6 protein-coding genes and 1 pseudogene are annotated in these 12,751 nt (G+C 67.0%); 4 read left to right on the plus strand and 3 right to left on the minus strand.

The window, feature by feature from the left end:
• Positions 1-46 precede the first annotated feature (46 nt).
• Genes QP181_RS05585 through QP181_RS05595 form a run of 3 tightly spaced genes read right to left on the minus strand, consistent with a single transcriptional unit; the run spans position 47 to position 5,411 of the window.
• Complete coding sequence (locus QP181_RS05585) at positions 47-2,002, minus strand: glycoside hydrolase family 97 protein (protein WP_333927916.1); 1,956 nt, start codon at positions 2,000-2,002, stop codon at positions 47-49.
• Entirely contained in the window at positions 1,999-4,755 is a 2,757-nt protein-coding gene (locus QP181_RS05590; protein ID WP_333927917.1) for a glycoside hydrolase family 2 protein, read from the minus strand. The genes QP181_RS05585 and QP181_RS05590 overlap by 4 nt, the downstream gene beginning before the upstream one ends.
• Positions 4,653-5,411 carry a LamG domain-containing protein gene (locus QP181_RS05595; RefSeq protein WP_333927918.1) on the minus strand — a complete coding sequence of 253 codons (759 nt, stop codon included), beginning with the start codon at positions 5,409-5,411 and terminating at the stop codon, positions 4,653-4,655. The genes QP181_RS05590 and QP181_RS05595 overlap by 103 nt, the downstream gene beginning before the upstream one ends.
• Before the next feature lie 197 nt (positions 5,412-5,608).
• Here QP181_RS05595 and QP181_RS05600 point away from each other — a divergent pair.
• The 4 genes and pseudogenes from QP181_RS05600 to QP181_RS05615 all read left to right on the plus strand — a co-directional run.
• Positions 5,609-6,370 (plus strand): annotated as a pseudogene (locus tag QP181_RS05600) (SDR family NAD(P)-dependent oxidoreductase); the annotation flags it as partial.
• Between the two features lie 1,158 nt (positions 6,371-7,528).
• The gene (locus QP181_RS05605) at positions 7,529-8,620 is read left to right on the plus strand and encodes a metallophosphoesterase (RefSeq protein WP_333927919.1); all 1,092 of its coding nucleotides are present in this window, start codon (positions 7,529-7,531) and stop codon (positions 8,618-8,620) included.
• 70 nt (positions 8,621-8,690) lie between these two features.
• A complete protein-coding gene (locus tag QP181_RS05610) occupies positions 8,691-10,826 on the plus strand; it encodes a M3 family metallopeptidase (protein WP_333927920.1) in 2,136 nt (711 codons plus the stop codon).
• Entirely contained in the window at positions 10,826-12,718 is a 1,893-nt protein-coding gene (locus tag QP181_RS05615; RefSeq protein WP_333927921.1) for a S9 family peptidase, read from the plus strand. Before QP181_RS05610 ends, QP181_RS05615 begins: the two co-directional genes overlap by 1 nt.
• The last annotated feature ends 33 nt before the right edge of the window (positions 12,719-12,751 follow it).

Below are 12,751 nucleotides of genomic sequence, written 5' to 3' on the forward strand. Positions count from 1 at the left end.
ACGGGCGTGGCCATGGCAACCAGCGAGAGGGCAACGAGCAGGGACTTCATCGTTCGGTCTCCAGGATCACCGCGGCGCCACCCGACGCGGCCAGTTCGAGGGTCAGGCGGTCTGCCTTGGTTACGGTCGTCCGCTCGGTTACCAAGTCGGTTGGCGCGGTGCCGTCGGTCCAGCGACGCGCGACATATCTGCCGGTGCCGAGGAAGCCGAGCGGGAGCGTCACGGTGCGCGCGGCATCGGTCATGGCGCCGATATACCAGCGCTTTCCCTTGCGGCGCGCGATCGCGACATAGTCGCCGATGTCACCCGCCAGGAAGCGCGTCTCGTCCCAGGTCGCCGGCACGTCGCGGAGGAAATCGAGGCCGGGCTGGCCGCGATACGCGTCGGGCGAGTCCGCGACGCTGCCGAGTGGGCTCTCATACACCACGTACATGGCGAGGCCGGCGGCGCGCGTCGTCTGGACCTCGGGCGCGGTCGCGGTGATGCGGAACGTCGCGGGTGTGCGGTTGCGATACCCGCCCGGCGTATAGTCCATCGGCCCGGCGAGCATCCGCGTATAGGCGAGCGTGATATTGTGCCGCGCGGTGATCCGCCGCGTCCATTTATTGTACTCCGCGCCGAGCACGCCTTCCTGCGTGATGAAGTTCGGCCAGGTCCGCGTCATGCCCCATGGATGCGTCGCGCCGTGCAGGTCGAGCAGCAGGTGACGCCTGGCGGTCGCCGCGGCGAGACGGTGGTAGAAGCCGATCATGACCTGGTCGTCGCGGTTCATGAAGTCGACCTTGATCCCCTTTAGGTCCCATGCCGCAACCTGATCGAGGATCCGGTCCATATCCTGGTCGAGCAGCTTCCAGTGGATCCACACGATCAGGCCGACGCCGCGCTGACGTCCGTACGTGACCAGTCCGGGCAGGTCGATCGCCGCGATCGGCTTGGTCGGGTCGGCGCCGGGACGCAGCGTCGAGCCGTCGCCGCTGTTCGCATACCAGCCATCGTCGATCATCATGTACGGCAGCGCCGTCTGCGCGGCGAAATCGATGAAGCGCTTGATCGTGGCGTCGTTGGTGCCGGCATTCGGCACGCCCGCGAGGATCGGGCCGGACCACCAGTCCCAGGCGGTCTTGCCGGGCTTCACCCAAGAGAAGTCGCCGACCGGCGCGGGGTTGAGGCTGGTGAGCAATGTGTTCTCGATGAGCGCACCCGGGTTCGCGCCGACCATGACGACCCGCCACGGCGAGCGCAGACCGGTGCCGACCTCGGCTTTCACCGCGATATCGGGATCGTCGGGGCGGCGGGCGAGCTTGGCGGCGACGCCGAGCGCGCCGGTCTCGGTGCCGGTCAGGTACATTGCGGGCCAGTCGGTGACGTCCGCTTCCGCAAAGGCCAGCGCTGGTCCGCCATTCCCGGTCGCGCAGACCAGCGGCAGTTCGTAGAGGTTATGCGGACGGATCGCCGAAGCGCGCACCGGATCATATTCCCCCTCGTGGCTGGTGCCGAAGCTCCCGAGATTGAGACCGTGACAGGCATAATCGGCGGGGAAGGCGAACTGGCTCAGTTCGTTGGCGATCCGCACCGAGGTGAGGGTCGGCTGGCGCGGGATGGCGTAGCGGAATGCGATCCCGCTGTCGTAGGCGCGCAGAACGATATCGAGCTTGCGGCCGGTCGCGAGCGGCTCGGCATAATGGACGACGATCTCGTTATAGCGATCGTCGACGCGCGACACCTTGCCCGCGGGCAGCGTGTAGCGATCGGTGCCCGACCGACGATCGATGGTCGCGACCTTCAGTCCGTTCGCGAGCTTGGCATAATGTTCGAACTCGAGCCCGAGCGTCGACGGGGACAAGAGCGTCTGCCCGCCGACATCGAGCCGGTAGGTCGGCTGGTCCTGGTCGTTGGTGCCCAAAGTCACGGTGATGCGCCCGTCCGGCGATGCAAGCGACTGTGCTGAAGCCGTGGCCGAGACAGTCGACAGTAACGCTGCGGCGAGAATCTGACCCCTCATCGTGCCACCACGCGCGATGCGGCGACGTTCCAGCCGCGCAGCGTGACGCTGGGCGACGATGCCTTCGCGGTCGGGTAGCGGATCTCGATATCACGGGTCTCGCCGGGGAGCAGCGAGACGTAATTGTCGCTGAAATACGCCGGCAGGACCTGCGTGCCGTCGGCGTTCATCACCGTCAGCTTGGTTTCGATCGCGGGCGTCGCGCTGGCGTTGGTCAGCGTCACCGTCGCGACCGTCTCCGCGCCGTCGATCCGGGTGGTCGCGGTGCCGCCGAGCGTCACCGCGGCCAGCGTGTTGAGCGCCTGGAACGCGGCATCGTCCTTCGCCTGCCAGTAGAAGTTGGTCGACAGCCGCTTGCCCGCAGCGTCGGTGGCTTCGAGCCGGACCAGCGCGACGCCCTGTTGCAGCAGCGGCGCCAGATCGAGCGTGAACGCGTCGGTGGTCGCCTCGCGCGGGGCGGCGATCGTCTCGGTGCGATCGGCGAGCGTGCGGTTGTCGAGGCTGACGACCTTGGCGGTAACCTTGACGCCGCGCAGGTCGGCGAGCCGGTTGTTGACCAGTACCACCTTCCAGTCGGGCAGGTTCATCTGGACATGGACCGGCTCCGACGCCTTCTTGACGCCGTAGAACGACGCCTGCGTGTCGTAGTCCGACGAGAAGATCTGCCACGCCGAGGACGGCCAGGCGGGTTGCGTCATCCACAGCATCCGGCCGCTATGCTCGGTCCAGAGCCGCGCGTTCATCCCCTCGAAGATCGCGCGGTACGATTCATACTGCATCATCTGCGCCTTGCGCTCGAAATCGGCGAGGCTGGTGCCCGCGCCGAAACGCGTGCCGAGCACGTCCATGTACGTCTTCACCGCGCCGTTCCCGGTCTGGTGCCAGTCGTGGTAGGCCCAGCTGTCGCTGATCGGCCATTGGTCCGCCGCGGGGATCGCGCGCTGCCACGCCTCCAGCGTCGGCAGCGACGGCGTGCCGCTTTCGACCGAGAAGCCCTTGGCGTGTTCGGTGAAATACTCGACTGGCGGGCGCCAGTTATACGGGCCCGAATTCTGCAGGTTCACGCGGTTGGACGAGCCCATATAGAGCCGCGTGCCGTCCTCCGTGTCGATCAGCGTCTCCAGCGCCTCGTTCAGAATCGGCTGCGGTACGCCCTCGTTGCGGCCGAACCACGCGACGATCGACGGGTGGTTGCGATAGCGCTTCACGACGTCGGTCGCGTTGGTCATGAACAGCGCCGGATCCTGCGCCTCGAGATTGTAATCCTGCGTCGATTCCCAGAAATCGTTGAGGATCATCAGGCCGTATTCGTCGGCGAGGTCGTAGAAAGTATCCTCGGTATTCTGGCCGACCCAGTTGCGGATAATGTTGAGATGCGCGTCCTTGTGGAGGCGGAAGAACGGCTCGAGGCGCGCGCGGTCGACGCGCTTCATGAAGTCGTCCATGCCGATATTGCCGCCGCGCGCCGCGATCTTCACGCCGTTGACCCGGATGACGAGATAGGGGGACAGGCCGTCCTGATCCTTGATCGGGGTCACCGCGGGAGACTTTTCCGCGCCGGGGACGAGGCTCGCGGCCCAGCCGTTCGATACCTTGCGGATGCCGGTGTGCGTGCCGTCGACGATCCGCTCGCCGCGCTGCCGTGCCTTCGACAGGTCGATGCCGACGCGGTCGAGATCGCCGTCCTTGTCCATCAGCGAGATGTCGTAGGTGACCTGGCGGATGCCGAAGCGGACGTGCTTGGTATCGCTGGTCGCGCCATCGACGGTCGCGGTCAAAGTCAGGTCGTGCAGCGCCGGGTCGCCGTACCCGTTGGGCCACCAGAGCTTGGGATTGCGCACCGACAGTTGCGGGAAGTCGGCGGGCTTCATTACCACGGTCGTCGTCTGGCCGGGTGCGAGCGTCACCGGCTTCTCGACCGAGACGCCGTCGAACGCGGCGCGGACGATCGCGGTCACCGCGCGGTCGGACGGGTTCGCGACGGGCACGCCGATCTCGATGTCCGCGACGCTGTTGTCGGGCTTGGGCAAGGTCGTGACGACTTGGGCATCACCGAGCGTCGCCGCGCCGCTCGTGGTCAGCGTCACGCCGCGCCACATGCCGGTGTTGCGGTCGCGGATGCTCGGGATCCAGTCCCAGCCCTCGGTCGCGACGAAGGTCGGGCCGTCGAGCATCATCATCCCGCCATTCTCGCCGACGCCTGCGGTCATCGATTCCTCGTGCGCGATGCCGGGATGCGGCGGCGGCGAGACCTTCACCGCGATCGCGTTGCGACCGGGCAGCAGCTTGCCGGTGACGTCGAACCGCCCGCGGACGAACGCGCCCTTCATAGTGCCGATCGGTGCGCCGTTCAGCCAGATCTCGGCGCTGTAGTTGACGCCATCAAAGGTGAGCATTTGACGCTTGCCCGCGGTTTCGGCCGGCGCATCGAACTCGGTACGGTACCAGTAATCCTGCCGCGCGAGGCGTTCGGGGATCGTCATGTTGTTGAGACCGTAGGCGGGGTCGGCATAGACGCCGCGGTCGACCAAGGTCGTCAGCACCGTGCCCGGCACCGTGGCGACATACCAGCGCGAGGCATCGAACCCGGCGCGGCTGAGCGTCGTGCCCGGCGCGGTCACCTTGGGTGCCTCGGCCAGTTGCCAGCCGGCTACGGTCCATTCGCCCGGACGGACCGCGACGATCGCGGGGCCGGTCGGTAGCGGCTTGGCGACCGGCGCGGGGAAGGGGCCTTCGAAACGGGGCGCGTCCACGCATCCTGCTGGACGGTCTGGCCGAGCGACTGGCGGACCTGCACCGGCCAGTCGGGGCTGCCGTTCTGATACAGCGTCAGCGCGGGATCGGGCGTCGTGCCCGCCTGCGTGCGTACCGCCGCGGCATCGAGCGCGCCGACCTGCAACGCGAACTCCGCGACGCGCCCTGCGAAGACCGGACCGGCCCCCCGCGGGGCAATCGTCGCGACCGGAGCGACCGGCGCCACCGTCAGGCGACGCTGCGCCACCTGCCGCCCGTCGACGAACAGCCGCGCCTGCGTGCCGTCGAAGGTCGCGGCGACGTGATGCCATGTGCCTGCCGTGATGCGCGCGCTGGCGGCCAGCACGCCGGCTTCGGTGACGAGGCTGGGGCGACCCTGATCGAGCGCCAGATAGCGGCGCGGACCCGTCGCGGCGTCGCCAAATCCGGCAACCAGCGCGCTACCGTTCGGAATCGCTTTCGGCTCGATCCAGCTCGACATCGTCCAGTTCTGCGCGTTGATTGCTGCGGCGCGCTCCCCGCCGATCACGGTCCTGACGCTATCGCCGCCCGCAGGCGCGACGACGTTGAAGGGGCCATAGGTCTGCGACGTCGCCGCCGTGGCGCCGCACAAGGCCAGCATCGAAATCGTGCTTGCAAACAGACGGTTGCGCATTCCTATCCTCCCAGAAGCGGGATCTTGGTCGCCCCGCCGAACTGCGCCGCATCAAGCACAGGCTTGGTAAAAAGCCAAATTGAATTGCAGATTGTCGCAGGGCGGCATCATGTCGTGGCCCTGACAGCAAATTCATTTGCACCGCGCCCCGGTTAAGCGCTTGCGACGGACTGAGAAAACAGACGTCAGGAATAGCCATGTTCGAGCAACGGGTCGCGATCGTCACGGGTGGGGAATCGGGTATCGGCGCGGCCTGCGCCAAGGCGCTGGGCGATGCCGGCGCGCGCGTCGTCATCACCTATTTCAAGGATGTCGCGGCAGCGAACGCGGTCTGCGCGTCGATCGGTGGAGACGACCGTGCGATCGCCGTCCAGACCAATGTCGGCGACGAGGCGGCGGTCGGACAGCTTTTCGCCACCGCCGAAAAGGCGTTCGGTACGGTCGACCTGCTCGTCAATTCGGCGGGGCTCAACATGACCGGCGTCAACCTCGTCGATATGGAACTGGCGCAGTTCGACCGGGTGATCCGATCGGATCTGTACGGGCCGTTCCTGACCTGCCGGCGGATGGTGCGCGCGCTGGAGGCAAAGGCGGCGAAGGGGCGGATCGTCAACATCTCGTCGATCCACGAACGCGCGCCGCGGCCGGGCGGGGTCGATTATGATTCGGCCAAGGGCGGCCTGTCGCAGCTGACCGCGACGCTCGCGCTCGAACTCGCGCCGAAGGGGATCGCGGTGAACGGCGTCGCGCCGGGGATGATCCTGACGCCGATGAACCAGTCCGCGCTCGATCATCCGGGGGAACTGGCGGCGAAGGAAGCGGCGATCCCGTGGAAGCGCGCTGGGCGGCCCGACGAGGTCGCCGCGCTGGTCGTGTTCTTGCTGTCGCCCGCCGCGGATTATATCACCGGCACGACCGTGACGATCGACGGTGCGCTGTCGCTGACCGTCGCACAGGGGCCTGATCCGATGCTGAGTTATGTCGTCGAGCAGCTCGATACCGTGACGATCTCGGCGGCGTCGCCGATCGACGGGATGGACCTGATGAGTCCGTTCGTCTGGAAGGAAGGCGAGCTGTACCGCGTGATGATCCGCGGGGTGCCACATCCGCTTGGGGCGCATGATCCGACCGGGATCATCGCCGGCGGGGCGAGCAGGGACGGGCTGCATTTCCAGATGGATCCGGGGCTGGCGATCGTGCCGGGACCGGGGCCTGCCGATCTCGGCGGGTGCGAGGACCCGACCGTCCTGGTCACCGATAGCGAATATCTGGTCTATTATACCGGCGTCGATGCGGCGCGGGCGCAGGGCTCGATGATCCTCGCGGCGGGGCGCGAGCTCACCGCGCTGGCGAAGGAGGATTTGGTGCTCAAGGCGCCGCCGGGCGAGGGCAACATCAAGGAGGCGACGCTCGCGCAGACGTCGGCGGGCGACTGGCGCCTGTTCTACGAATATGCCGCGAACGAGGCGTCGCGGATCGGGATGGCCAGTGCCCCGACCGCAAAGGGCCCGTGGACCGTGCTGCCCGATCCGTTCGGGATTCGCGAGGACAGCTGGGATAACTGGCATCTGTCGACCGGGCCGATCATCCAGGTCGGCGACCGCGACCCGGTGATGTTCTATAACGGCGCGACGCATGACGCGCGCTGGCGGATCGGCTGGATCAGCTTCGATCCGGGGTTCACGCGCGTGACCGGGCGCGGGATCGAGCCGATGCTCGTGCCGCCGCCTGCGCTCAGCCGCGAGGCGACCGATATCGCGTTCGCCGCGTCGACGGTGATCGAGGGCGACCGGATCGCGCTGTATTTCTCGCTGGAGGACCGGATGCTGCGGCGTGCGCTGATCGGGGTGTATTCGCGGTAGTGTCTGATCCTCCCCCGCTAGGGGGGCGCCGTTTGGCGACGGAGGGGGCGGACACGGAACAGCGGTTTCGCTTTCCTCCCCCTCCGTCTCGCTACGCGATCCACCTCCCCCTTGCGGGGGAGGATCGGTAAGCAGAAAGTTGCAGCGAAGGCGGCTCTCCGGCGTTATCGAGGCGCGCTGTCCCCGGTCCGCGGGGCGCGCCGACAAAGGACTTGTCCGATCTTCCAGCTGATCTTCTCGCTGCCGTGCCTGTACGTGATCGGCCGATGGCTCTGGCCGCTGTCGCTGGCGATCCCGGTCAAGCTCGGCGTCGCGGTGCTGTTGCTGCTCGCGTCGCAATATCATTCGTGGAGCCGGCTCTCGTCAGGATCGGTGTTCGCACCCGAATTCCCCCGCGCGATCGTCATTGCGTTCAACTGGGCGTTCGGGGCGATCCTGCTGCTCGCGATCCTTCAGATCCTCGTCGATCTCGGCACGCTGGTGATGCTGATCGTCCAGCGCGGCACGGTCGTCCCGGACGGCGTGCGCTATGCGATCGCTGCACTCGCCGCTTTGCTCGCTGCGATCGGCGTCGCCAACGCGATCCGCGTGCCGCCGGTGGTGGATATCGAGGTTGCGATCCGCGACCTGCCGCCGCAGTTCGACGGCTATCGGCTGTTGCAGCTCACCGACTTACACATCAGCCGCTTGTTTCCGGCGGCGTGGACACGGAAAGTCGTCGAGCGGGCGAATGCGTCGGGGGTCGACCTGATCGTCGTGACCGGCGACTTCATCGACGGATCGGTGGCGATGCGGCGGGAGGACGTCGCGCCGCTCGCGGATCTGCGCGCGCCCGACGGCGTCTACGCGATCCCCGGCAATCACGAATATTTCTTCGATTACGCGGCGTGGATGCGGCACCTGACGGGGATGGGCATCCGCATGCTGCCCAACGCGCATGTGCTGCTCGCGCGCGGCGATGCGCGGCTCGTGATCGCCGGCGTGACCGATCTGTCCGCGCCCGCGGTCGGGCAGGCGGGACCCGACCTCGGCGCCGCATTGGCCGGCGCTCCCAAGTCCGCGCCCATCGTGCTGCTCGACCACCAGCCGAAGATGGCGCGGCAGGCGGCGGCGCGCGGCGTCGCGCTGCAATTGTCGGGGCACACGCATGGCGGGATGATCCGCGGCTTCGATCGGATCTTCGCGCTCGCCAATGGCGGCTTCGTCGCGGGCCGCTACGACGTCGACGGCATGACTCTGTACGTCAGCAACGGCACCGGCTTGTGGCCGGGCTTCGCGCTGCGGCTAGGCCGCCCACCCGAAATGACGCGGATCACGCTGCGTCGCGCGCTGCCGCACGATCAATAACGAGACATTGTAACGCCTTGGCGCTCCATGCAACAAGAGCGTCATCACTCCTGCCATTGTGAGTCTGAAGATGCCGCGTTCCAGCCTGCTCCGTTCCGCCGCCATCCTGTGCTGCCTGGCCAGCCCCGCAACCCTCCTGGCGGCGCCCAATACCGGTCGCGTCAATCCGCTGACCGTGCCCAGCACGCTGCCGTTCCAGGCGCCGCGGTTCGACCAGATCAAGGACACCGATTACCAGCCCGCGCTCGAACAGGGCATGGCCGAGCAGATCGCCGAAATGCGCAAGATTGCCGACAACCCGGCCGCGCCGACCTTCGCGAACACGATCGAGGCGATGGAGCGCTCGGGCCGGACGCTCGACCGCGCGAGCCAGGCGTTCTTCGGCGTGTCGCAGGCGAACACCAACGATGCGCTCGACAAGGTCCGCAGCGCGGTGGCGCCGAAGATGGCGCAGCACGGCGACGCGATCTATCTCGACCCCAAGCTCTTCGCGCGCGTCCAGGCGCTGTACGCGAAGAAGGACTCGCTCGGTCTCGATGCCGAGCAACGCCAAGTCCTTGAGATCTACCACAGTGATTTCCTCCACGCCGGCGCGCAGTTGAGCGATGCCGACAAGGCCAAGCTGCGGTTGCTCAACACGCAGATCTCGACCGCGACGACCGACTTCCAGCAGAAGCTGCTTGCCGGGACCAAGGCGGGCGCGCTGGTGGTGGACGACAAGGCCAAGCTCGCCGGGCTGAGCGATGCGGAAGTCGCCGCGGCGGCGGAAGGCGCGAAGGAGCGGGGGATGCCCGGCAAGTACGTGCTGTCGCTCCAGAACACGACGCAGCAGCCGGCGCTGGCCTCGCTCTCCGATCGTGCGACCCGCGCGGCGCTGTTCGAGAAGAGCTGGAACCGGTCGCAGCGCGGCGATGCGAACGATACGCGTGCGCTGATCCAGAAGATCGCGCAGTTGCGTGCGCAGAAGGCGCAACTGCTCGGCTATCCGAACTATGCCGCCTATTCGCTGTACGACCAGATGGCGAAGACCCCGGCGGCGGCAAAGGGCTTCATGACTCAGCTGGTGCCTGCGACCGCCGCCGAACAGCGTCGCGAAGCGGCCGAGTTGCAGAAGACGATCGACGCGACCGGCGCGTCGTTCCCGCTCGCACCGTCCGACTGGGATTTTTATTCGGACAAGGTGCGCAAGGCCAAGTACGACCTCGACCAGAACGAGCTGAAGCCGTATTTCGAGATCAGCCGCGTGCTGACCGACGGCGTATTCTTCGCCGCCAATCAGCTCTACGGCGTCACCTTCAAGGAACGCCGCGACATCCCGACCTACCAGCCGGACATCCGCGTGTTCACCGTCTACGACAAGGACGGCTCCGAGCTGGGCTTGATGTATTTCGATTACTGGAAGCGCGACAACAAGGCGGGTGGCGCGTGGATGTCGAACTTCGTCGGCCAGTCGAAGCTGCTGAAGACCAAGCCGGTCGTCTATAACGTCGGCAACTTCACCAAGCCCGCGCCGGGCCAGCCCGCGCTGATCACGTTCGACGACGTGACGACGATGTTCCACGAATTCGGCCACGCGCTGCACGGGCTGTTCGCGAACCAGACCTATCCGCTGGTCTCGGGCACCAACACCGCGCGCGACTGGGTCGAGTTCCCGTCGCAGTTCAATGAGCATTGGGCGCTCGATCCGAAGGTTTTTGCGAACTACGCCAAGGATTACCGCACCGGTGCGGTGATGCCGCAGGCGCTCGTCACGAAGATCAAGAACGCGGCGAAGTTCAACCAGGGGTATGAGCTGGGTGAACTGGTCGCGGCGGCGACGCTCGACCAGGACTGGCATTCGCTGCCGGCTTCAGCGGGGCCGCAGCATGTCGATGCGTTCGAGACCAAGGCGCTGAACTCGATGGGGCTCGACACGAAGGACGTGCCGCCGCGCTATCGGACCAGCTATTTCGCGCACATCTGGGCTGGTGGCTATGCGGCCGGCTACTACGCGTATCTGTGGACGCAGATGCTCGATAACGACGCGTATGCGTGGTTCGTGGCGCATGGCGGGCTGACGCGCGCGAACGGCCAGCGCTTCCGCGACATGATCCTGTCGAAGGGCCATACCGAGGATTACGGGCCGATGTTCAAGGCGTTCTACGGCAAGGACCCGGACATCGGTCCGATGCTCGAAGACCGCGGCCTGACGGCGGGCGGCAAGTGATGCGTAGGTTTGCCATCGCAGCGCTGCTCGTCACGACGCCCGCGTTCGCGCAGGCGCCGGTGCATCAATACGGCGCGCTCGCGCTCGCGCCGACGGGCGATCGTCTCGCCAGCATCGAACCCGTCACGCCCACGCATGCAGCAATCGTCGTGCGGCGCGTGTCGGACGGCGGCATCGTCCAGACGATCGATGTTTGTGCGACGTGCAGCTACGGCGCGCCGACCTTTGCGACTGATGGCCGGATCGCCTTCCTAGCGCGCGAGGCGGGCAAATCCCGCGCGCTGGTGATGCTGGCGGACGCCGGCGGCGCACGGCAGGTCGCGGCGATCGACGGCATCGCCCAGGCACCGCGCTTCTCGCCCGACGGTAAGCGGCTGGCGCTGCTCGCGACCTTCGGCGCGGCCAAGGAAGCCGGCGCGACGCAGGCCGGCGTGCGTCAAGTCGGCGAGATCGGCGAGACCAGCGACGAGCAACGTCTCGCGATCGTCGATCTCGCAACCGGCACGGTCAAGCCGGTGTCGCCGGCGGACCGTTATATCTACGAATATGACTGGACCCCCGACGGCCGCGGCTTCGTCGTCACGAGCGCGCTCGGCAATGGCGACAACAATTGGTGGGTGGCGACGCTCGACGCGGTCGATGCGGATACCGGCACGGTGCGCACGATCGCCAAGCCGACGACGCAGCTCAACATGCCACGCGTGTCGCCCGATGGCCGCACGGTTGCGTATATCGGCGGCCTGATGAGCGATTTCGGCTCGATCGGCGGCGATGTCTGGACCGTGCCGATCGCGGGTGGCGTACCCGTCAACCGGACCGAGGGCGCGAAGGCGACGGTGACCTCGCTCGACTGGACCGGCGGTGGCCTGCGTGCGGTCCGCCTGCACGGCGACGCGGCCGAGATCGCGACGCTCGATCCGACCGGCAAGACGATGGTAAGCTGGAGCCGCCCGGCAAGCTTCGCGGCGGGCGAGGGCAAGGCCGCCTATAGCGCGGACGGCCGGATCGTCGCGACCGCCGTGCAGGATTTCACGCACGGCCCGGCGATCTTCGCAGGCCCGATAGCGAAACCCCGCCAGATCACGCATAACAATGATGCGCTCCCGGCGAACGCGTCCGCGCGCAGCGTGACGTGGAAGAATGACGGGCTCGACGTCCAGGGCTGGCTGCTCGCCCCCAAATCGGCCGCCCCTGCGCGGAAAGCGGCGATGGTCACGATCGTCCATGGCGGTCCGTCGGCGGCGAATACGCCCAGCTATGTCGGTAGCGGATCGGGGCCGGCGGCGCTGCTCGACGCGGGCTATTACGTGTTCATGCCCAACCCGCGCGGCAGCTATGGCCAGGGCGAGGCGTTCACCGCCGCCAACCGCCGCGATTTCGGCGGCGGCGACCTGCGCGATATTCTCGCCGGGATCGACGCGGTCGAGAAGATCGCGCCGGTCGACGACGCGCGCCTCGGACTCACCGGCGGCAGCTATGGCGGGTTCATGTCGATGTGGGCAAACACCCAGACCAATCGCTTCAAGGCGATCGTCGCGGGCGCCGGGCTGTCGAACTGGATCAGCTATTACGGCACCAACGGCATCGACCAGTGGATGATCCCGTTCTTCGGCAAGTCCGCCTATGACGATCCCGAGGCCTATCGTGCGGTGTCCGCGATCAGCTTCATCAAGCAGGCGAAGACGCCGACCTTCATCTATGTCGGCGAGCGCGACATCGAGGTGCCGCCGACCCAGTCGATCGAATATTGGCACGCGCTGAAGGAGTTGGGCGTGCCGACCAGCCTGGTGATCTATCCCGACGAAGGCCACGGCATCCGCGCGCCCGCCAATGCCGCCGATGTCCGCAAACGATCGGTCGGATGGTTCGACCGGTATCTGAAGGCGCAGTAAGCCCGGACGGGACAATTTGGGGAATCGGGGCGT

Origin of the sequence: Sphingomonas sp. LR55 (genome assembly GCF_036856015.1) — a bacterium.
GTDB lineage: Bacteria > Pseudomonadota > Alphaproteobacteria > Sphingomonadales > Sphingomonadaceae > Sphingomonas.

Bases quoted from the DNA above. Each gene is read 5' to 3' on its own strand.
- QP181_RS05615 (WP_333927921.1), top strand. From the start codon at position 10,826: ATGCGTAGGTTTGCCATCGCAGCGCTGCTCGTCACGACGCCCGCGTTC.
- QP181_RS05595 (WP_333927918.1), bottom strand. From the start codon at position 5,411: ATGCGCAACCGTCTGTTTGCAAGCACGATTTCGATGCTGGCCTTGTGC.
- QP181_RS05585 (WP_333927916.1), bottom strand. From the start codon at position 2,002: ATGAGGGGTCAGATTCTCGCCGCAGCGTTACTGTCGACTGTCTCGGCC.
- QP181_RS05610 (WP_333927920.1), top strand. From the start codon at position 8,691: ATGCCGCGTTCCAGCCTGCTCCGTTCCGCCGCCATCCTGTGCTGCCTG.